Source organism: Pseudomonas imperatae (assembly GCF_057128625.1).
The window spans coordinates 43,367-63,995 of sequence record NZ_JBSKHP010000024.1; the positions used below are offsets into that span (position 1 = coordinate 43,367).

The 20,629-nt window shown below is 65.1% G+C and carries 17 protein-coding genes; 11 read left to right on the forward strand and 6 right to left on the reverse strand.

What is annotated here, in order from left to right:
• Positions 1–86 precede the first annotated feature (86 nt).
• The 6 genes from ACWKWX_RS25050 to gap all read right to left on the reverse strand — a co-directional run bounded on the left by ACWKWX_RS25050 (position 87) and on the right by gap (position 6,779).
• Entirely contained in the window at positions 87–482 is a 396-nt protein-coding gene (locus ACWKWX_RS25050) for a YbaN family protein (RefSeq protein ID WP_483829215.1), read from the reverse strand.
• Positions 483–540: 58 nt separating this feature from the next.
• Positions 541–1,155: a biliverdin-producing heme oxygenase gene (locus ACWKWX_RS25055; protein WP_416422659.1), complete on the reverse strand. Its 615-nt coding sequence runs from the start codon at positions 1,153–1,155 to the stop codon at positions 541–543.
• 114 nt (positions 1,156–1,269) lie between these two features.
• On the reverse strand, positions 1,270–3,843 hold the full coding sequence (locus ACWKWX_RS25060; protein ID WP_483829216.1) for a TonB-dependent receptor: 2,574 nt from the start codon (positions 3,841–3,843) through the stop codon (positions 1,270–1,272).
• A 194-nt stretch (positions 3,844–4,037) separates the two neighbouring features.
• Positions 4,038–4,940 carry a FecR family protein gene (locus ACWKWX_RS25065; RefSeq protein WP_483829233.1) on the reverse strand — a complete coding sequence of 301 codons (903 nt, stop codon included), beginning with the start codon at positions 4,938–4,940 and terminating at the stop codon, positions 4,038–4,040.
• 138 nt (positions 4,941–5,078) lie between these two features.
• Positions 5,079–5,594, reverse strand: coding sequence for an RNA polymerase sigma factor (locus ACWKWX_RS25070; protein ID WP_473005489.1), 516 nt, complete (start codon positions 5,592–5,594; stop codon positions 5,079–5,081).
• A gap of 183 nt (positions 5,595–5,777) precedes the next feature.
• A complete protein-coding gene (gene gap, locus ACWKWX_RS25075; RefSeq protein WP_473005490.1) occupies positions 5,778–6,779 on the reverse strand; it encodes a type I glyceraldehyde-3-phosphate dehydrogenase in 1,002 nt (333 codons plus the stop codon).
• Between the two features lie 279 nt (positions 6,780–7,058).
• Between gap and edd the strand changes: the two genes are divergently transcribed.
• From edd to ACWKWX_RS25130, 11 genes are all read left to right on the forward strand, one after another.
• Entirely contained in the window at positions 7,059–8,888 is a 1,830-nt protein-coding gene (gene edd / locus ACWKWX_RS25080) for a phosphogluconate dehydratase (RefSeq protein ID WP_416422663.1), read from the forward strand.
• Positions 8,885–9,841: a glucokinase gene (locus tag ACWKWX_RS25085; RefSeq protein ID WP_483829217.1), complete on the forward strand. Its 957-nt coding sequence runs from the start codon at positions 8,885–8,887 to the stop codon at positions 9,839–9,841. The genes edd and ACWKWX_RS25085 overlap by 4 nt, the downstream gene beginning before the upstream one ends.
• 63 nt (positions 9,842–9,904) lie before the next feature.
• Complete coding sequence (locus tag ACWKWX_RS25090; RefSeq protein ID WP_416422665.1) at positions 9,905–10,624, forward strand: response regulator; 720 nt, start codon at positions 9,905–9,907, stop codon at positions 10,622–10,624.
• Between the two features lie 31 nt (positions 10,625–10,655).
• Positions 10,656–12,056 carry a sensor histidine kinase gene (locus tag ACWKWX_RS25095; RefSeq protein ID WP_416427541.1) on the forward strand — a complete coding sequence of 467 codons (1,401 nt, stop codon included), beginning with the start codon at positions 10,656–10,658 and terminating at the stop codon, positions 12,054–12,056.
• Positions 12,057–12,351: 295 nt separating this feature from the next.
• A complete protein-coding gene (locus tag ACWKWX_RS25100; protein WP_483829218.1) occupies positions 12,352–13,617 on the forward strand; it encodes a D-mannose isomerase in 1,266 nt (421 codons plus the stop codon).
• 106 nt (positions 13,618–13,723) lie between these two features.
• Positions 13,724–15,004, forward strand: a complete 1,281-nt coding sequence (locus ACWKWX_RS25105) for an ABC transporter substrate-binding protein (RefSeq protein ID WP_416422668.1) — start codon at positions 13,724–13,726, stop codon at positions 15,002–15,004.
• A gap of 101 nt (positions 15,005–15,105) precedes the next feature.
• Positions 15,106–16,014, forward strand: a complete 909-nt coding sequence (locus ACWKWX_RS25110; RefSeq protein ID WP_416422669.1) for a carbohydrate ABC transporter permease — start codon at positions 15,106–15,108, stop codon at positions 16,012–16,014.
• Positions 16,007–16,852 carry a carbohydrate ABC transporter permease gene (locus tag ACWKWX_RS25115; protein ID WP_416422670.1) on the forward strand — a complete coding sequence of 282 codons (846 nt, stop codon included), beginning with the start codon at positions 16,007–16,009 and terminating at the stop codon, positions 16,850–16,852. Before ACWKWX_RS25110 ends, ACWKWX_RS25115 begins: the two co-directional genes overlap by 8 nt.
• A gap of 4 nt (positions 16,853–16,856) precedes the next feature.
• Positions 16,857–18,017: an ABC transporter ATP-binding protein gene (locus tag ACWKWX_RS25120; protein ID WP_416422671.1), complete on the forward strand. Its 1,161-nt coding sequence runs from the start codon at positions 16,857–16,859 to the stop codon at positions 18,015–18,017.
• 100 nt (positions 18,018–18,117) lie between these two features.
• Positions 18,118–19,461 carry a carbohydrate porin gene (locus ACWKWX_RS25125; protein ID WP_476294984.1) on the forward strand — a complete coding sequence of 448 codons (1,344 nt, stop codon included), beginning with the start codon at positions 18,118–18,120 and terminating at the stop codon, positions 19,459–19,461.
• Positions 19,462–19,690: 229 nt separating this feature from the next.
• Positions 19,691–20,545 (forward strand): D-hexose-6-phosphate mutarotase, encoded by an 855-nt coding sequence (locus tag ACWKWX_RS25130; protein WP_416422673.1) that lies wholly within the window; start codon positions 19,691–19,693, stop codon positions 20,543–20,545.
• Positions 20,546–20,629 lie beyond the last annotated feature (84 nt).

A 20,629-nucleotide genomic window follows, 5' to 3' on the forward strand; every position in this document is an offset into this window, starting at 1 on the left:
CCAGTCGGGACAGCGGGGGTCGAGCACGACCCCGCCCGCCGAAGCACTTCAGCGATACCGGGAGATCGGCGTATACGCGCCTAACTTTAAATATTTTTGACAGAAGGCTCGGGGCGCGACCAAATCCACAGGTTCACCACCAGCATGCAGCCGATGGCGGCGAACACCGGCCAGGCGTGCTTGAGCGTCAGCAGCATGATCACCGAGCAGGCGAGCATGCTCAAGGTGGCGCTGACCTTGGCCCGGCGGGCGACGATCTTGCCGTTGCGCCAGTTGCTGAGGATGGGCCCGAACAGGCGGTGGTTTTCCAGCCAGGTGCTCAGGCGCGGCGAGCTGCGGGTGGCGGCCCAGGCGGCCAGCAGGATGAATTCGGTGGTAGGCAGGCCGGGAATGACGATGGCCACCAGGCCAATGCCCAGGCTGACGTAGGCGAGCAGGCCAAACAGGATGCGCGCGGTTTTGGAGGGCAGTGGGCGGGTCATGGAATCAGCGTGTAAAAGGTGTTCGCCGGCCGGTGGCACGCCACCGGCCGGTGTCGACTCAAGCGTGAGCGGAATACGTGTGCTGCAAGAGTATTTGCAGGCGCGCGAAGGCGTCAACCGCGGCCCGATCGGCGTCGGCTTCTTCACTGGGGGTGAAGGGCAGGGCGTCGAAGATGGCGTTGAAGGCTTTCCAGCCGCGCATGCGGCCGCCTTCAGGCTCGGCCAGGTGGCGGGCGCCGAAGGTTTCGCTCAGGCCCATGGCCTCGGCGCGCTTGATCAGGATGGCGGCGCCCAGCTTCGAGCCTTCCGACACGCGGATCCAGGTCAGCGCCGTGGCGCGGTTGGGGTTCGCCAGGGCGCCCGGCACGGCGGCCGGCACCTCCAGGCCCAGGTCGGCAAGGTCGGCCAGGGCTGCGTCGGCGCGGCAGCGCGAGGCCAGGTCGGGGAACAGCTGGTTCAGTTCCGGGTCGGTGTACAGGCCCTTGAGTTCGGACTGGAACAGGTACTGCATCTGCAGGAAACGGCCGTAGCTTTCGCGGCTTTCGAACGGCGCGTGGGCGCCCACGGCGTGTTCCAGTTGGTCGTGCAGCACGGCACTGGCCTGGCGCAGGCGCAGCGAGCGCAGGGCCGGCTGCTCGGCGGCCGGGGCGGCGTTGGTTTCGATGGCACTCATATGCAGGATCCTGAAAAAAGGGAAAGGCTGCCTTACTAGACGAATCAGCCGGGCAAACTCAGTAAAAAAAATGCTGCGGTACCGTTGCCCAGGGCAACGGTACCGCGATTGACATCAGATGTCCCACACCAGGTTGACCGAGAAGTTGCGGCCAGGCTGGGTCAGGCGGTCGAGGTTGGCCGGCTGGGTCACCGAGGCCTCGCCCACGCTGTCGTAGCCGCGCACGTCATCCCACAGCCAGTATTTCTTGTCGGTCAGGTTGTACAGGCCGGCGCTGACGGTGACGTCCTTGGTGACCTTGTAGTAGCCGGTCAGGTCGAGGATGCCGAAGCCAGGGGTCTTGAACTGGGTGCTGGTGCCGTCCGGGGTGTGGAAGCTGCTGCTGTCCACGCGGTCCTTCTTCTTCACCACGGTCCAGCTCAGCAGGCCGCCGTAGGTGTCCTGGTCGTAGCCCAGGCCGAACACCCCGGTCAGCGGGTTGACGCTGTTGAGCGGCTCGCCGCTGTCGTCGTTGCGGCCGTAGGCGTAGGACACAGAGCCCTGGGTGTACAGGCCGCTGGCCAGGCCGAAGGTGTCCAGGTTCAGGCGGCCCTTGGCCTCGGCGCCCTTGATGGTGGCCTTCTTGATGTTGACGCTCTGGAAGGTGGTCTCGGTGTAGCCCGGGGTCAGCGAGTTCTCGTCGATGAAGTCGTGGTACTTGTTGTAGAACACCGCCAGGTCGAAGGTGCCGTGTTCGAACTGGCCACGCAGGCCAGTCTCGAAGCTCTTGCTGCTCTCAGGCTTGAGGTTCGGGTTGGGCGCCACGGTGTAGCCCTGGGAGGTGTTGGTGAAACGGCCGTACAACGCCTTGGCGGTCGGCGTGCGGAAGCCCTCGGCGTACTGGCCGTACCAGGTGTAGTTGTCGTTGAAGGCATAGGTCACGCCCAGGCGCGGGGTAGCCTTGTGCCAGGTTTTTTCTTCGGCGCTGACGTCGTCGCCACTCTGGGCAGCGGTGTTGAGGAATTCCTGGGTGATGTGCGGCTTCATCTGCGTGTAGTCGTAGCGAATACCCGGCAGGAAGGTCCACTGGTCCCACTTGATCTCGTCCTGGGCGAACAGGCTGTAGGTGTTGACGGTCGGGTCCGGGAAGTCGCTGGCTGGCGTCAGGGTGTCGGAGGTGTTGGTGCTCACCGCGCCGATGGCGCTGCAGTAGGTGGCTACCGACATGCAGATGCCCTCGCCGGTGCGCAGGCCGGTGACCTTCTGCTGCTTGAGGGTGGTGCCGTAGGTCAGGTGGTGGTCGGTGTCGGCGATGGCGAAGGACTTGTCCAGCTGGGCATCGAAGATCCAGGTGCGTTCCTTGTACTGGGTGTCGCGGGTGCGGTACACCACGCGCGACGGCGCGTAGATTTCCTTGGTGCTCTCGTCGGTCTTGGCGATCTGGTAGTTGAGGCTCATCTTCACGTGGTCGGCCAGGTAGCTGTCCAGGCCGAAGCTGTTCTCGATGCCGAAGCGCTCGCGTGAGGTGGTGGTGTTGCCGCTGCGGGCCTTGTACATGCCAAAGCCGGCGCCGTTGACGAAGGGGCCGCCCACCGCGCTTTTCTGGTTGGTGTCGCGGTCATCCTTGTACTTTTCGTAGGTCAGGCCCAGGCGTGCATCGTCGCCGTAGTTCCAGCCCAGCTTGGCCAGCACGTTGGTGGTCTTGGCGTCTTCGGGGTTGGCCGCGGTGCGGCTCAGGCCGGTGCCGCCGTGGTCGCCGTAGGACTGGGTCTCGTGGCCGTCGCGCTGGCTCAGGTGCAGCAGGCCGTCGAAGTCGCCTTCGCGGCCGGCGATGGTGCCGGACTTCAGCCAGCTGCGGTCGGCCGAGCTGTAGCCGGTCTTCAGGCGGGCGCCGAAGTCCTGGCCGGGCTTGATGATGTCGTCCGGGTCGAGGGTGTAGTAGCTGACGGCGCCGCCGATGGCGCTGCTGCCGTACAGCGACGAGGCCGGCCCGCGCAGGATCTCCACGCGCTTGACGATTTCCGGGTCAACATAGTTGCGGTTGGTCTGTGCGTAGGGGCCATTGAAGAAGCTGGCCGGCACTTCCACGCCGTCGACCTGGGTGAGCACGCGGTCGCCGTCGATGCCGCGGATGTTGTAGCCGGTGATGCCTGCGCGCTGGCCGGCGCCGCCTACCGACACGCCGGGCTCGTAGCGCACCAGTTCCTTGATGGTGTTGACGTTGTTGCGGTCCAGGGTCTGGCGGTCCTGCACGGTCACGGTGGCGGGCACGCTGTTGACGTCCTGGGCGTTGCGCGTGGCGCTGACGGTGACCTGCTGCAGGGCGATGGCGCCGTTGTTGCGCGCTTCCAGCACGACGTTGTTGGGGCCCAGCTTGTGCACGCTCAGGTTGGTGCCCACCAGCAGGCGCTCCAGAGCCTGTTCAGGCTTGAGCGAGCCGCGCACGCCCGGCGATTGCACGTCCTTGGCCAGGTCTGCCGACAGCCCCACCTGCCAGCCGGTCACCTGGGTGAAGGCGTTGATGGCCGACACCAGCGACTGCTGGCCGATGGCGAAGCTGTAGTTGCCCATGGCCTGGCTGCCGCCGGCCGGTGCCGCGGCCATGGCCGGGGCCACCTGGGTGGCGGCCAGCATGATGGCCATGGTCAGCACGGACAGCGTGCGTGGGCCGGGTTTGGCGGTGCTGAAACGATTGAAACCTGAGGACATCGAAGGGCGCTCCCTGTCGCGCGGCGTTATAGTTATGAACTGAGTCAAAATGCGAATCAGTTGCATTGGCTATAACGAGACGAAGCAGGGTGCGTGATCGCGTAAAAATAAATTGGATCGCGCGTGGGAGCTGGCTTGCCAGCGAGCTTTTGGGCCTCAACAACTCGCTGGCAAGCCAGCTCCCACAAGGGGGGTCAGTTCAGAATCACCAACGCCGGGTACTCGCTCACCGACGCCGAGGTGATGTGCGCCAGCGAGCGCACCACGTCCAGCGGGTTTTCCAGGCGGTAGTTGCCGGTGACTTCCACCTTGGCCAGGCGCTCGTTGGTGTTGACGATCCACCCCGGGTAATACCGGCGCAGTTCGTCCAGCACCTGGCTCAACGGGCAGTTCTCGAACACCAGGCGGCCCTGCACCCAGGCCAGGTCTTTCTGCGCGTCCAGGTGCTGGCGCTGGCCAAAGCCCTTGGGCCCCACGCGGATGCTGTCGCCGGCGCTCAGGCGCACGTGGGCATCATCTTCGCTGAGCAGGTCGACGTTGCCGCGCTGCACCTGCACCTGGGCCACGCCGTCCAGCAGGCGCACGGCGAAATCGGTGTCGCGCATGCTCGCGCGCACCGGGCCGGCCTGCAGTTGCAGGGGTTGCTGGCGGTTGCCGGCGACCTGGAAGAAGGCCTCGCCCTGGTACAGGCGCGCCTCGCGGCGGTGCTGGTCGATGTCCGAGGAGAACGCCGTGTTGGTGTTGAGCAGCACCTTGGAGCCGTCGTCGAGTTGCAGGCGCTGGCGTTCGCCCACCACGGTCAGGTGGTCAGCCTCCAGGCGCAGCGGCAGGTTGGTGAAGCTGAACACCCCCACCAGGATGACCGCTGCCGCAGCCATGGGCTTGAAGAATGGGCGCAGGCGCGTGCGCCACGAGCGCGCAGTGACCGTCTGCAACTGTTGGGCGGCCTGGTTCACCGCCGTGCCGTTCCACACGGCGCTGGCACGGGCGAACGCCTGGGCGTTGGCGGGCGTGGCGGCCAGCCATTGCTCGAAGGCCAGGCGCTCGTCGGCGCTGGCGCAGTCCAGGCGTATCAGCCAGTCCAGTGCCTGGTCCATGGCGCTGTCGTCGGGTTCGGTCACTCGGGTTCCTCGGGCGGCGAGTTCATGGCGGCGGTAAGGGGCAAAGCTTACCAAAGAGTCGGAGCCTGTGCGGTGAACGTCGTGTCACTTCAGAGGCGTCCTACGGCACGTCTGTCAGACGTCCATGCGTTGCGCCACGCCGACGCAGATGGCCATGATCAGTTTCAGTTCCTTCTGCACCGTGCTGGCGGAGACGTCCAGTTCGCCGGCGATCTCCAGGTAGCTGCAGCCGTGCAGGCGGCTGAGGATGAATATGCGTTGTTGGCGGGCCGTCAGCTGGCTCAGGCTGGTATTGAGGCGCATCAGCAGTTGCTCGGCATGGGCGGCTTCCTCCGGAGTGCTCTGGCAGGCGGCCACGTTGTGCACCACGTCGCTGGGCACGTCCTCGAGCATCGTGCGTTCCTGCACGCGGCGCGCGCGCAGGTGGTCCAGCGCCAGGTTGCGCGCGGTCTGGAAGACAAAGGGTTCAAGGTGCTCGATGGCGCGCTCGCCCAGGGCGCGCGTCACCCGCAGGTAGGTTTCCTGCAGCAGGTCTTCGGCGGTGCTGGGGTTGTCGACCATGCGCTGCAGGGTGCGCAGCAGGCTGAGGCGCTGGGCCAGGAAGACGGAATTGAAGTGTGACTGACTCACGGCGGTACCGGACCAGGAAGGTGTTAATGATAATGCTTATCATCTATGCCGTTGGTCAAGTGTTTCCGTGTAACAAGCTTGCGTAGCCGCTGCCGCAGGCTGCGCTGGGCCTATGCCTCGCTGAAAATCTTCAAGGGGCTCACGGGCCAGCGCAGCCTGGCGGCAGCGGCTACAGGTCGCAGGTTATTGCGCGTTCCACAGCGCCAGGCAGTTATCCAGCATGCGGTTGCTGAAGCCCCACTCGTTATCGTACCAAGCCATGACTTTCAGCATCTTGCCGGCAACCTTGGTGTGATTGGCGTCGAAGATCGACGAAAGCGGGTTGTGGTTGAAGTCGCAGGACACCAGCGGCAGGGTGTTGTAGCCCAGGATCTTCGAATGCTGGGCCGCTTCTTTCATCAACGCATTGACCTCGTCCGCGCTAGTCTCGCGGGACAGGTTCAGGGTCAGGTCCACCAACGACACGTTGATCACCGGCACGCGCACGGCCATGCCGGTCAGCTTGCCGGCCAGTTCTGGCAGCACCAGGCCCACGGCTTCGGCGGCGCCGGTCTTGCTGGGGATCATCGACTGGGTGGCCGAACGCGCCCGGAACGGGTCGCTGTGGTACATGTCGGTCAGCACCTGGTCGTTGGTGTAGGCGTGGATGGTGGTCATCAGGCCTTGCTCGATGCCCAGCTCGCGGTGCAGCACCTGGGCCACCGGGGCCAGGCAGTTGGTGGTGCACGAGGCGTTGGAGATGATCTGGTGCGAGGCGCGCAGCACGTCATGGTTCACGCCGTACACCACGGTGGCGTCCACGCCTTTGGCGGGGGCCGAGATGATCACCTTGCGGGCGCCGGCGCTGATGTGCGCGGCAGCCTTGGCGCGGTCGGTGAACAGGCCGGTGCATTCGAATACCACGTCGATGCGCTCGGCTTTCCACGGCAGGTCGGCCGGGTTGCGAATGGCGCTGACGGCAATACGGTCACCATTGACGGTGATGCTTTCCTGGTCCGATTCCACCGTGGCATCGAAGGCGCCGTGCACGCTGTCGAACTTCAGCAGGTGGGCGTTCATGGCGCTGTCACCCAGGTCGTTGATGGCGACGACCTGCAGGTCCTGGCGGTAGCCTTGGGTATACAGTGCGCGAAGCACGTTGCGGCCGATGCGGCCAAAACCGTTGATGGCAATGCGAAGAGTCATGTCGGTACCTGCGTTCAGATTGTGTGGGGCGCCCTATAGATGTGAAGCCAAGGAGCCGCAGAACGTTCACAGAATCTGTTTTGTTATTGGAATTACAAGATTATTCGCAAAAAAATAGAAAACAAGCCTTTTTGATGGCAATATTTTGTCTTATCTACAACGAGTGACCGGCGCGGCTGTTCCTGTTGATCAAAAGCAAGCCTGTGCGACGAGCCTGGGCGGCGAATGGGATAATGGGAAGGAGTGCAGCGGTTGCCCCCATAGCCTGGAGTTCTTCACATGCATCCCCGTGTTCTAGAGGTTACCCAACGGCTGATTGATCGCAGCCGCGCGACGCGCGAGCGTTACCTGCAACTGATCCGCGGGGCTGCCAGCGATGGCCCGATGCGTGCCAAGCTGCAATGTGCCAACTTTGCCCACGGCGTGGCGGGGTGCGGCACCGAGGACAAGAACGCGCTGCGGATGATGAACTCCGCCAACGTGGCCATCGTGTCGTCGTATAACGACATGCTCTCGGCGCACCAGCCCTACGAGACCTACCCCGAGCAGCTCAAGCAGGCCCTGCGCGAGATCGGCTCGGTGGGCCAGTTCGCCGGCGGCGTGCCGGCCATGTGCGACGGCGTCACCCAGGGTGAGCCGGGCATGGAGCTGGGCATTGCCAGCCGCGAAGTGATCGCCATGTCCACCGCCGTGGCGCTGTCGCACAACATGTTCGACGCCGCGTTGATGCTGGGCATCTGCGACAAGATCGTGCCGGGCCTGATGATGGGCGCGCTGCGCTTTGGCCACCTGCCGATGATCTTCGTGCCAGGCGGGCCGATGCCGTCGGGCATTTCCAACAAGGAAAAAGCCGACGTGCGTCAGCGTTACGCCGAGGGCAAGGCCAGCCGCGAAGAGCTGCTGGAGTCGGAGATGAAGTCCTACCACAGCCCTGGCACCTGCACCTTCTACGGCACCGCCAACACCAACCAGCTGCTGATGGAAGTGATGGGCCTGCACCTGCCGGGCGCCTCCTTCGTCAACCCCAACACGCCGTTGCGTGACGCGCTGACCGTGGAAGCGGCGCACCAGGTCACGCGCATGACCAAGGCCAGCGGCGCCAGCTTCATGCCCATTGGCGAGATCGTCGACGAGAAGTCGCTGGTCAACTCCATCGTTGCCCTGCACGCTACCGGCGGCTCCACCAACCACACCCTGCACATGCCGGCGATCGCCATGGCGGCGGGCATCATTCTGACCTGGCAGGACATGGCCGACCTCTCCGAGGTGGTGCCGACCCTGTCCCACGTGTACCCGAACGGCAAGGCCGACATCAACCACTTCCAGGCCGCCGGCGGCATGTCGTTCCTGGTGCGTGAGCTGCTGGCCGCCGGCCTGTTGCACGAAGACGTCAACACCGTGGCCGGCCATGGCCTGAGCCGCTACACCCAGGAACCGTTCCTGGACAACGGCAAGCTGGTATGGCGCGAAGGCCCGGCCAACAGCCTCGACGAGAACATCCTGCGCCCGGTGGCCCGTGCGTTCTCGCCCGAAGGCGGCCTGCGGGTGATGGAAGGCAACCTGGGCCGTGGCGTGATGAAAGTCTCCGCCGTGGCCCCCGAGCACCAGATCGTCGAAGCCCCGGCGCGGGTGTTCGAAGACCAGCAGGACCTGGCCGACGCCTTCAAGGCCGGCGAGCTGGAGCGTGATTTTGTCGCAGTGATGCGCTTCCAGGGCCCGCGTTCCAACGGCATGCCCGAATTGCACAAAATGACCCCGTTCCTCGGCGTTCTGCAGGATCGCGGCTTCAAAGTGGCCCTGGTCACCGACGGGCGCATGTCCGGTGCCTCGGGCAAAATCCCGGCCGCCATCCACGTGTGCCCGGAAGCCTTCGACGGCGGCGCGCTGGCCAAGGTGCGCGACGGTGATATCATCCGCGTGGATGGCGTCAAGGGCACCCTGGAGGTGCTGATGGATGCCAGCGAATTTGCCGCGCGCACCCCCGCCGTGGGCCAACTGGCCAACGCGGTGGGCTGTGGTCGCGAGCTGTTCGGTTTCATGCGACTGGCCTTCAGCTCGGCGGAGCAGGGCGCCAGCGCCTTCACGTCCGGCCTGGAGATTCTCAAATGAAGCTCGCCCTTGTTGGCGATATTGGCGGTACCAACGCGCGCTTTGCGTTGTGGGAAGACAACAACCTGCACTCGGTGCGGGTGTTCCCTACCGCGGACTACACCAGCCCCGAGCAGGCCATCGGCGTGTACCTCAAGGACCTGGGCCATGAGCGCGGGGCCATTGGCGCCGTGTGCCTGGCCGTGGCCGGGCCGGTCAGCGGTGACGAATTCCGCTTCACCAACAGCCACTGGCGCCTGAGCCGCAAGGCCTTCTGCGAGACGCTTGCGGTTGAGCACCTGCTGCTGATCAACGACTTCACCGCCATGGCCCTGGGCATGACCCGCCTGGAAGACGGCGAGTTCAAGACCGTGTGCCCCGGCACCCCGGACCCTGAGCGCGCCGCCGTAGTCATCGGCCCGGGCACCGGGCTGGGCGTGGGCACCCTGCTGAACCTGGGCGAGCAGCGCTACATGGCCCTGCCTGGCGAGGGCGGCCATGTCGACCTGCCGGTGGGCAACGCCCGCGAAGCACAGCTGCGTCAGCACATCCAGGACGAGATCGGCCATGTCAGCGCCGAGACCATCCTCAGTGGTGGCGGCCTGCTGCGCTTGTACCAGGCGGTGTGCGCGGTCGACGGCCATGAAGCGACCCTGGCCACCCCTGCGGCCATCACCTCGGCGGCGCTGGCCGGCGAGCCGGTGGCGCTGGCAGTAATCGAGCAGTTCTGCCGCTTCCTGGGCCGCGTGGCCGGCAACAACGTGCTCACCGTCGGTGGTCGCGGTGGCGTGTACATCGTCGGCGGCGTGATCCCGCGGTTCATCGAGCTGTTCCTGGCCAGTGGCTTCGCCGACAGCTTCGCCGACAAGGGTTGCATGAGCGAATACTTCCAGGGCATTCCCGTCTGGGTTGTGACCGCCGAGTTCTCGGGGCTGATTGGCGCCGGTGTGGCCTTGCAGCAAGCACGGGGGTAGGCGTTTAATCTGCGTTTATTGATCGGGCGTCTCGACCCGACGCTGGACACAAGGACGCAGCACGTGACCACTGCCGGCAAAACGATCCTCCTGGTCGACGACGACCAGGAAATCCGCGAACTGTTGGACACCTACCTCACCCGTGCCGGCTTCACCGTGCGCACCACGGGTGACGGCCAGCAATTTCGCCAGGCCTTGAACGAGGCCCCGGCGGACCTGGCTATCCTCGATGTCATGCTCCCCGACGAAGACGGCTTCAGCCTGTGCCGCTGGGTGCGCCAGCACCCGCGCCAGGCGCAGATGCCGATCATCATGCTCACCGCCAGCTCCGACGAGGCCGACCGGGTCATCGGCCTGGAACTGGGCGCCGACGACTACCTGGGCAAGCCGTTCAGCCCGCGCGAACTGCAGGCGCGCATCAAGGCCCTGCTGCGCCGCGCGCAGTTTGGCCAGGAGCGCGGCGGCGAGGTGGTGGCGTTCGACGACTGGCGCCTGGACATGATCAGCCACCGGCTGTTCCACACCGACGGCGAGGAAGTGTTCCTCTCGGGCGCCGATTTCGCCCTGCTCAAGCTGTTCCTCGACAACCCCCAGCAGATCCTCGACCGCGACACCATTGGCAACGCCACCCGTGGCCGCGACCTGATGCCCCTGGACCGCATCGTCGACATGGCCGTGAGCCGCCTGCGCCAGCGCCTGCGCGACACCGACAAACCGCCCCGGCTGATTCGCACCGTGCGCGGCAGTGGCTACCTGCTGGCGGCCAACGTTGTCACGGCTTAAGCGCCTGGTGCCGCGCTCGCTGCTGGGGCGCATGCTGCTGCTGACCCTGCTGGTGGTGCTGCTGGCGCAGGGGCTGTCGAGCCTGATCTGGGTCTCGCAGCTGCGCGCCACCCAGCTCGAAGGCCTGGTCACCAGCGCGCGCAGCCTGGCCCATTCGATGTCGGCCAGCGTCAGCTACTTCCGCTCGCTGCCACTGGCCTACCGGCCCATGGTGCTGGACCAGCTGCGCAGCATGGGCGGTACGCGCTTCGTGGTGTCGCTCAACGACCGCCCGCTGGACATGCGCGTGCTGCCGGCCACCCAACGCAAGACTGCGGTCATCGACGCCGTCGACGAGGTGCTGCACGAAAGCCTGGGTTCGCAGATGGACATCTCCGTACAGTTCGTCAGCCCCCAGGACCTGCGCATCTTCAACAGCGGCCTGGCCCTGGACGAGCTGCCGCGCTCGTGGGCGCACTATTCCCTGACCCTGGAACCGGTGAACCCGCCGGTGCTGGTGACGCAGATCCGCCTGGGCGAAGGTGAGTGGCTGTACATCGCCTCGCTGCTGCCCGAGCCCTACACCAGCCTTGAGGAAGAAGGCCTGCCGGCCCAGCAGTGGTGGTTCATCCTGCTCACCAGCTCGTTCCTGCTGCTGTTCATCGGCCTGCTGGTGCACTGGCAGAGCCGCCCGCTCAAGCGCCTGGCCCGCGCCGCCCGGGAGCTGTCCCTGGGCGCCGAGCCCGAGGAGCCGGAAGTGGAGGGCGGCGGCAGCGAAGTCATCGAAGTGAGCCGCGCCTTCACCGCCATGCGCGGGCGCATCAGCCGCTACCTGACCGAGCGCAGCCAGCTGTTCAGCGCCATCTCCCACGACCTGCGCACGCCCATCACGCGCCTGCGCCTGCGCGTGGAACTGCTGGAGGACGACCCCCTGGCCGCCAAGTTCACCCGTGACCTGGACGAGCTGGAGCTGCTGGTCAAAGGCGCCCTGCAGTGCGTGAAAGACACCGACATCCACGAGAACATCGAACCGGTGGACCTCAACCATGTGCTTGACTGCCTGATCGAGCCCTTCGTGGCCCCCGAAGGCAACGGTCGCGTGACCCTGCACGGCGGCGCGTGGAAGGCCTACCCGGGCAAGCCGCTGGCGCTGAAGCGCTGCATGGGCAACCTGATCGACAACGCCCTCAAATACGGCGAACGGGCGCACCTGCACGTGGAAGACAACGCCCGGGCGTTCATCCTCCACGTCGACGACGAAGGCCCGGGCGTGCCGGCGCAGCGGTTGGAGAAAGTGTTCGAACCGCACTTCCGCCTGTCCGGCAACCAGCATGGCTATGGGCTGGGGTTGGGCATTGCGCGCAACATCGCGCACAGCCACGGCGGCGAAGTGAGCCTGCAGAATTTGCCAGAGCGGGGGTTGCGCGTAACCCTCTACCTGCCCCGCACCTAACCCGTAGCCGCTGCCGCAGGCTGCGCTGGCCCTATGCCCCAAGGGAAATCTCCAGGGTTCACGCCGGCCAGCGCAGCCTGTCGTCAGCGGCTGCGGTGCGCCTGCTGCGAGCGCCGTTTGCACGGCGCGACCCGGCCTCACGGCCGGTGCTACAGGTACCGGCGCCAAACCTGTAGCACCGGCCGTTAGGCCGGGTCGTGGGGCCGCCGCATAACCCTGTGACATTTGGTTACCCGCCCCCCGCCATCCGTTGTTTAGACTCACTCCACCACAATAAAAAAACCAAGGCACTCCCATGGACAGGCTGCACCTGGACTTCAACAGCTGGCTCAACACCCCCGCCCATCACCACTGGCTGGCCGCCGAAGGCCTGCGTTTGCTGGACTTTGCCCGCGCTTCGCGGCTGCCCGAAGGCTTCGGCCACCTGGATGAACGCGGCTGGCTGCCCGATGCGCCGGCGCAGACGCTGATCACCGCCCGCATGACCCACAGCTTCGCCCTGGGCGCCCTGCAAGGCCTGCCCGGCTACGCGCCGCTGGTGGACCACGGCCTGGCCGCGCTGAACGGTTGCCTGCGCGACGCCGACCAGGGCGGCTGGTACGCCGTGGCCCACGCCGCTGACGGCGACCTGGGCAAGGCCGCCTACCTGCACGCGTTCGTGGCCCTGGCCGCCAGCAGCGCGGTGGCGGCAGGCAGGCCCGGCGCCCAGGCGCTGCTGGACGAGGCCGTGGAGGTGATCCACACGCGGTTCTGGCACGAGGAGGAGGGCGCCATGCGCGAGTCCTTCGACCGCATCTGGAGCCGCGAGGAGGCCTACCGCGGCGCCAACAGCAACATGCACAGCGTCGAGGCGTTCCTGGCCCTGGCCGACGCCACCCACGACCCGCGCTGGCTGGAACGCGCCCTGCGGATTGCCGAGCGGGTGATCCACCAGCACGCGGCGCACAACCAGTACCGGGTGATCGAGCATTTCCACCCCGGCTGGGAAGCCGACCTGGAATACAACCACGCCCGCCCCGACGACCCCTTCCGCCCGTACGGCAGCACCCCGGGGCATGCCTTCGAATGGGCGCGGCTGTTGCTGCACCTGGAAGCCGCGCTACTGGATGCCGTGCGCCCGGCGCCCACCTGGCTGCTGACCGACGCCCGCGGGCTGTTCGCGCAGGCCTGCCGCACCGCCTGGCACGTCGATGGCGCGCCGGGGCTGGTGTACACCCTGGACTGGCAGGACCAGCCCGTAGTGCGCCAGCGCATGCATTGGGTCACCTGCGAGGCCATCGCCGCCTCCGCTGCGCTGCTGCGGCGCACCGGCGAGCACGGCTACGAGCAGTGGTACCGGGATTTCTGGGAGTTCGCCGCCGAGCACCTGCTGGACCGCGTGCACGGCAGCTGGCACCACGAACTGGACGAACACAACCGCCCTGGCGCCAAGGTCTGGGCCGGCAAGCCCGACCTGTACCATGCGTTGCAGGCCGTGCTGTTGCCGCGCCTGCCGCTGGCGCCCAGCCTGGCCTGCAGCCTGGCCAAAGTGGGCGGGCAGCACATTGTCACCGGCTGGTGACAATTGTGCATCGCTTCGTTACCTGGCGTACTAACTACCCTGTTTACACTCCATCGCAGCGCAAGCATCAGACTTGCAATGCATAACAACAAAAAAAGGGAATCCGATGAACGCGATCAATCGCCTCGCCGCTGTCATTTCGCTTGCCACCCTGTTTCCTTTCGCCGCCCACGCCGCCGATTCCAAAGGCACCGTGGAAGTAGTGCACTGGTGGACCTCCGGGGGTGAAGCCAAGGCTGTGGGTGTCTTGAAACAACTGGTCGAGAAAGACGGCTACACCTGGCAAGACAGCGCTGTCGCCGGTGGTGGTGGCGCCGCCGCCATGACCGTGCTGAAAACCCGTGCCGTGTCGGGCAACCCGCCGTCTGCCGCGCAGATCAAGGGCCCGGACATTCAGGAATGGGCTTCCCTGGGCCTGCTGACCAACGTCGACGACGTGGCCAAGGCCAACAACTGGGACAAGCTGCTGTCCAAGACCGTCTCCGACACCATGAAATACGAAGGCCACTACGTGGCCGTGCCGGTGAACATCCACCGCGTCAACTGGCTGTGGGTGAACCCGGAAGCCTTCAAGAAGGCCGGCATCGCCAAGGCCCCCACCACCCTGGAAGAACTCTACGCCGCCGGCGACAAGCTCAAGGCCGCAGGCATCATCCCGATCGCCCACGGTGGCCAGCCGTGGCAGGACAGCACCGTGTTCGAAGACATGGTGCTGAGCATCATGGGCGCCGACGGCTTCAAGAAAGCCTTCATCGACCAGGACGAGGCCACCCTCACTGGCGCGCAGATGACCAAGGTGTTCACCGAGCTGAAGAAACTCAAGGGCTACATGGACCCTGACGGCGCTGGCCAGGACTGGAACCTGGAAGCGGCCAAGGTCATCAGCGGCAAGGCCGGGATGCAGATCATGGGCGACTGGGCCAAGAGCGAGTGGAGCGCGGCAGGCAAGAAAGCCGGCAGCGACTACGAGTGCGTGCCGTTCCCGGGTACCCAGGGCAGCTACACCTACAACATCGACTCCCTGGCCATGTTCAAGCTGGCCAAGAAGAACGACACCCCCGGCAACAACGCTGCGCGTGACGACCTGGCCAAGGTCGCCCTGGAGCCCGAATTCCAGTACGTGTTCAACCAGAACAAAGGCTCGATCCCGGTGCGCAATGACCTGGACATGAGCAAGTTCGACAGCTGTGGCCAGGCCTCGGCCAAGGACTTCGCCGAAGCCGACAAGGCCGGCAAGCTGGAACCGAGCATGGCGCACAACATGGCTACCTCGCTGGCAGTACAAGGCGCGATCTTCGACGTTGTCACCAACTTCATGAGTGACAAGAACGCCGATCCGGCCAAGGCCGCCAAGCAACTGTATGCGGGCATCTCGTCGGCCAAGTAACACCGACGGATAACGCGTCCGATACCTGCGCCGGGGTTCCCCTTCCCCATCCCCCGGCGCAGGGATTCGGTGCCGATTGACCTTTACCCTGGATGTTCCCGATGAGCTCTGTGGCTGTGTTCAGCAAGGCCTCGCCGTTCGACGCGCTGCAACGCTGGTTACCCAAAGTGGTGCTGGCGCCTAGCATGCTGCTCGTGCTGGTCGGTTTCTATGGCTATATCTTCTGGACCTTTTTGCTGTCCTTCACCAATTCCACCTTCATGCCGACGTACAGCTTCGTCGGCCTGCAGCAATACGCGCGCCTGCTCGACAACGACCGTTGGTGGGTGGCGAGCAAGAACCTGGCGGTGTTCGGTGGCCTGTTCATCGCCATCAGCCTGGTGCTGGGGGTGTTCCTGGCGGTGCTGCTGGACCAGCGCATCCGCCGCGAAGGCTTCCTGCGCACCATCTACCTGTACCCCATGGCGCTGTCGATGATCGTCACCGGCACCGCCTGGAAATGGCTGCTCAACCCCGGCCTGGGCCTGGACAAGATGCTGCGCGACTGGGGCTGGGAAGGCTTCCGCCTGGACTGGCTGATTGACCAGGACCGCGTGGTGTACTGCCTGGTGATTGCCGCGGTATGGCAGGCCTCGGGCTTTGTCATGGCGCTGTTCCTGGCGGGTCTGCGCGGGGTCGACCAGTCGATCATCCGTGCTGCCCAGGTGGACGGCGCGAGCCTGCCCACCATCTACCTGAAGATCGTGTTGCCCAGCCTGCGGCCGGTGTTCTTCAGCGCCTTCATGATCCTGGCGCACATCGCCATCAAGAGCTTCGACCTGGTAGCGGCCATGACCGCGGGCGGCCCGGGCTACAGCTCGGACCTGCCGGCCATGTTCATGTATTCGTTCACCTTCAGCCGTGGCCAGATGGGCATCGGCTCGGCCAGCGCCATGCTGATGCTGGGCGCGATCCTGGCGATCCTGGTGCCGTACCTGTATTCGGAATTGAGGACCAAGCGCCATGACTAATGCCTATGGCAAATCCTCGCTCAGTTTCAGCCGCGTGGCCATCTACGCCACGCTGATCCTGGCGGCCGCCGTGTACCTGGTGCCGCTGGTGGTGATGCTGCTGACCAGCTTCAAGACCCCTGACGACATCCGCACCGGCAACCTGCTGAGCCTGCCCGAGGTGTTCACCGGCATCGGCTGGCTGAAGGCCTGGGACATCGTCGGCGGGTTCTTCTGGAACTCGGTGAAGATCACCGTGCCGGCCGTGCTGATCTCCACCTTCATCGGTGCCATGAACGGCTACGTGCTGTCCATGTGGCGTTTCCGCGGCTCGCAGCTGTTCTTCGGCCTGCTGCTGTTCGGCTGCTTCCTGCCGTTCCAGACCGTGCTGTTGCCGGCTTCGTTCACCCTGGGCAAATTCGGCCTGGCCAACACAACCACCGGTCTTGTGATCGTCCACGTTGTATATGGGCTGGCTTTTACTACGCTGTTCTTCCGTAACTACTACGTCAGCGTGCCGGATGCGCTGGTCAAGGCGGCGCGACTGGACGGCGCGGGGTTCTTCACCATCTTCAACAAGATCCTGCTGCCCATGTCGATCCCGATCATCATGGTCTGCCTGATCTGGCAGTTCACCCAGATCTGGAACGACTTCCTGTTCGGCGTGGTGTTCGCCAGTGGCGACTCGCAGCCGATCACCGTGGCGCTGAACAACCTGGTGAACACCAGCACCGGTGCCAAGGAATACAACGTAGACATGGCCGCGGCAATGATCGCCGGCCTTCCAACACTGCTGGTGTACATCATGGCCGGCAAGTATTTCCTGCGTGGGCTCACCGCCGGCGCGGTCAAGGGGTAGAAACATGGCAACGCTAGAACTGCGCAATGTAATCAAGACGTATGGCGCCGGCCTGCCGGACACCTTGAAAGATATCCAGCTGAAGATCGATTCCGGCGAGTTCCTGATCCTGGTGGGGCCGTCGGGTTGCGGCAAGTCCACGCTGATGAACTGCATCGCGGGCCTTGAAAGCATCAGCGGTGGCGCGATCCTGGTGGACAACGCCGACATCAGCGGCATGAGCCCCAAAGACCGCGACATCGCCATGGTGTTCCAGTCGTACGCGCTGTACCCGACCATGACCGTGCGCGAGAACATCGCCTTTGGCCTGAAAATTCGCAAGATGTCGGCCGAGGCCATCGACGAGGAAGTGGCGCGGGTGTCCAAGCTGCTGCAGATCGAGCACCTGCTCAACCGCAAGCCGGGCCAGCTGTCCGGCGGCCAGCAGCAGCGCGTGGCCATGGGCCGGGCGCTGGCGCGGCGGCCCAAGATCTACCTGTTCGACGAGCCGCTGTCCAACCTCGACGCCAAGCTGCGGGTGGAGATGCGCACCGAAATCAAACTGATGCACCAGCGCCTGAAGACCACCACGGTGTACGTGACCCACGACCAGATCGAGGCCATGACCCTGGGTGACAAGGTGGCGGTGATGAAGGACGGCATCATCCAGCAGTTCGGCACGCCGAAAGAGATCTACAACGACCCGGCCAACCTGTTCGTGGCCAGCTTCATCGGCTCGCCGCCGATGAACTTCATTCCCCTGCGCCTGCAGCGCAAGGACGGCCGCCTGCAGGCGCTGCTGGACAGCGGCCAGGCGCGCTGCGAGCTGCCGCTGGCGATGAACGATGCGGGCCTTGAGGACCGCGAAGTGATCCTGGGCATGCGCCCCGAGCAGATCGTGCTGGCCGGCACCGAGGCCAACGGCCTGCCGACCATTCGTGCCGAGGTGCAGATCACCGAGCCGACCGGCCCCGACACCCTGGTGTTCGTCACGCTCAACGGCACCAAGGTCTGCTGCCGCCTGGCCCCGGACGTGGCGCCACAGGTGGGGGAAACACTGAATCTGCAATTCGATCCGGCCAAGGTGTTGTTGTTCGACGCCAAGACCGGCGAGCGCCTGGGGGCGGTGGGGCGTGCACAGGCACCCGTGGCGGGCGACAACGTCGCCCAGTTCAAGGGCCGCTGAATTCGTGCCGGGCGGCCTGTCGCCCGGTAACACCGATTTACACCGCGTTTAATCAACAGCCAATAACAATAAGACGAGGAAGCAAGGGATGAAAAAGCGCATGAATACCAAGTTGGCACGCAATCGTTTGTTGCAGATTTCAGTGCTCAGCGCACTGGGTCTGGCCACCAGCGCCCATGCGTACGACGCCTTCGACCCTGAATCGCCATGGATGCTCGGCGACTGGGGTGGCGAACGTACGGAGCTGATGAAAAAGGGCTATGACTTCACCCTGGAGTACGTGGGCGAAGCCGGCAGCAACCTGGGGGGCGGCTACGACAAGCACGTCACCGCGCGCTACAGCGACCAGTTCGCGCTGGGCGTGGACATGGACCTGAACAAGATCCTCGGCTGGCAGGACGCCGAGTTCAAGCTGACCGTCACCGAGCGTAGCGGCCGCAACATTTCCAACGACCGTATCGGCGACCCGCGCGCCGGCACCCTCAGCTCGTCCCAGGAAGTGTGGGGCCGGGGCCAGACCTGGCGCCTGACCCAGATGTGGTACAAGCAGAAGTTCTTCGACGGTGCGTTGGACGTTAAGGTCGGCCGCTTCGGCCCGGGCGAGGACTTCAACAGCTTCCCGTGCGACTTCCAGAACCTGACCTTCTGCGGCTCGCAGGTGGGTAACTGGGTGGGTGGCATCTGGTACAACTGGCCGGTCAGCCAGTGGGCCGGCCGCATCAAGTACAACATCACCCCCGAGTGGTACGCGCAGGTGGGTGCGTTCAACCAGAACCCGTCGAACCTGGACCGCAACAACGGCTTCAAGCTCAACGGCAGCGGCACCAAGGGCACCCTGTTGCCGGTGGAGTTGGTGTGGACCCCGCAGGTCAACGGCCTGCCAGGCGAATACCGCCTGGGTTACTACTACAGCAGCGCCAACGCCGACGACGTCTACGAAGGCGCCGACGGCCAGCCACAACCTGTCTCGGGCACCTACAAGGAGCACAACGGCAAGCACGGCTGGTGGATCGTGGCGCAGCAGCAACTCACCACCCACAACGGTGATGCCAGCCGCGGCCTGAACGTGTTCGCCAACTTCACCGTGCACGACAAGGCCACCAACTACATCGACAACTACCAGCAGGTAGGCCTGGTGTACAAGGGCCCGTTCGATGCACGTCCCAAGGATGACATCGGCGTGGGCATCGGCCGCATTCACGTCAACGACGACGCCCAGGACCGCGCGCGCCTGGTCAACCAGCTGAGCGGCATCGAAGACTACGACAACCCGGGCTACCTGCCGGTGCAGAGCACCGAGTACGACGCCGAGATCTACTACGGCTTCCACGTCACCAACTGGCTGACCGTGCGCCCGAACCTGCAGTACATCAAGCACCCAGGCGGTGTGGATGAAGTGCAGAACGCGGTAGTGGCTGGCCTGAAACTGCAAACCAAGTTCTAACCGCGTAACGGTGGCCGCTGCTCCACCCGTAGCAGCGACCACCAGGCCGCGTCACGACCACCGCGTTGCCCCAGGACGCGGCCGGCGGCCGCTGCTACGAGTATCGTGTGAGACCATGCGGCAAAAAGCTCGGCGAAAATTCGGTTTATATCGGTAAGATAGCGCTACCTCTAACAATATCAGCCGTACCCAGGTGAGCTTTCACGCCGTGTCCAGGATTTCTACTGTCATGCACGACCACCCGCTCCAGCGCTTCTTCAAATCGCAGCGGCCCCGGCCTACCTTCGAATGGGAGCGTTTTCAGCAACGTGACGTGCTGGTCATCGACCATCCCAAGTGCCAGGCGGTGTTCAGCCGCCAGGGTGCGCAACTCCTGCATTTCCGCCCCCAGGGGCAGAAGCCGTGGCTGTGGTGCTCGGCCCACTGGCCCCAGGCCGGCGCCATTCGTGGCGGCGTGCCGGTGTGCTGGCCATGGTATGGCCGCCATCCCAGCGAAGGCATGTGGCCGGCCCATGGCTGGGGGCGCCTGGTGGATTGGAAACTGCACGCCAGCAGCGAGGACGAGGAGGGCGTGACCCTGCACTGGCGCCTGCTGCTGTGCGACTGGCAGGTGGACCTGCACGCCCGCCTGGGCGACCAGATGGAGCTGCGCCTGAGCACCGAACACCAGGACAGCGAGCCCTGCCAGCTGAGCCACGCGTTGCTGGCCTACTGGCGCATCGGTGATGTGAACGAGGTGAGCCTGGCGGGGCTGGAAGGCGTGCAGAGCTACGACAAGCTCAGCCGCAAGACCACCACCCACAAGGGCGAACTGGAAGTGACCGGCGCCTGCCAGCGAGTGTTCAGCGGCGCCAACCAGGTGCAACTGCAGGACCGCGCCTGGGCACGCAAGCTGGCGATTCATACCGCCGACAGCGACGACACCGTGGTGTGGCACCCCGGTTCACGGCCACTGATGGGCGTGGCGGGCAATGAAAGCCAGGGTTTCCTGTGCGTGGAAGCCACCAGCGGCAGCCAGGACAACCTCAGCCTGGCGCCCGGCGAGAAAGCCCACATCAGCCTGCAGGCCCGCCTGCTCAACTAACGTAGCAGCTGTCTTGTGGGAGCTGGCTTGCCAGCGAGCTTTTAGGGCCTCAACAGCTCGCTGGCAAGCCAGCTCCCACACCCG

Bases quoted from the DNA above. Each gene is read 5' to 3' on its own strand.
- ACWKWX_RS25050 (WP_483829215.1), bottom strand. From the start codon at position 482: ATGACCCGCCCACTGCCCTCCAAAACCGCGCGCATCCTGTTTGGCCTG.
- ACWKWX_RS25055 (WP_416422659.1), bottom strand. From the start codon at position 1,155: ATGAGTGCCATCGAAACCAACGCCGCCCCGGCCGCCGAGCAGCCGGCC.
- ACWKWX_RS25060 (WP_483829216.1), bottom strand. From the start codon at position 3,843: ATGTCCTCAGGTTTCAATCGTTTCAGCACCGCCAAACCCGGCCCACGC.
- ACWKWX_RS25065 (WP_483829233.1), bottom strand. From the start codon at position 4,940: ATGGACCAGGCACTGGACTGGCTGATACGCCTGGACTGCGCCAGCGCC.
- gap (WP_473005490.1), bottom strand. From the start codon at position 6,779: ATGACTCTTCGCATTGCCATCAACGGTTTTGGCCGCATCGGCCGCAAC.
- edd (WP_416422663.1), top strand. From the start codon at position 7,059: ATGCATCCCCGTGTTCTAGAGGTTACCCAACGGCTGATTGATCGCAGC.
- ACWKWX_RS25085 (WP_483829217.1), top strand. From the start codon at position 8,885: ATGAAGCTCGCCCTTGTTGGCGATATTGGCGGTACCAACGCGCGCTTT.
- ACWKWX_RS25095 (WP_416427541.1), top strand. From the start codon at position 10,656: ATGCTGCTGCTGACCCTGCTGGTGGTGCTGCTGGCGCAGGGGCTGTCG.
- ACWKWX_RS25100 (WP_483829218.1), top strand. From the start codon at position 12,352: ATGGACAGGCTGCACCTGGACTTCAACAGCTGGCTCAACACCCCCGCC.
- ACWKWX_RS25105 (WP_416422668.1), top strand. From the start codon at position 13,724: ATGAACGCGATCAATCGCCTCGCCGCTGTCATTTCGCTTGCCACCCTG.
- ACWKWX_RS25110 (WP_416422669.1), top strand. From the start codon at position 15,106: ATGAGCTCTGTGGCTGTGTTCAGCAAGGCCTCGCCGTTCGACGCGCTG.
- ACWKWX_RS25115 (WP_416422670.1), top strand. From the start codon at position 16,007: ATGACTAATGCCTATGGCAAATCCTCGCTCAGTTTCAGCCGCGTGGCC.
- ACWKWX_RS25120 (WP_416422671.1), top strand. From the start codon at position 16,857: ATGGCAACGCTAGAACTGCGCAATGTAATCAAGACGTATGGCGCCGGC.
- ACWKWX_RS25125 (WP_476294984.1), top strand. From the start codon at position 18,118: ATGAATACCAAGTTGGCACGCAATCGTTTGTTGCAGATTTCAGTGCTC.
- ACWKWX_RS25130 (WP_416422673.1), top strand. From the start codon at position 19,691: ATGCACGACCACCCGCTCCAGCGCTTCTTCAAATCGCAGCGGCCCCGG.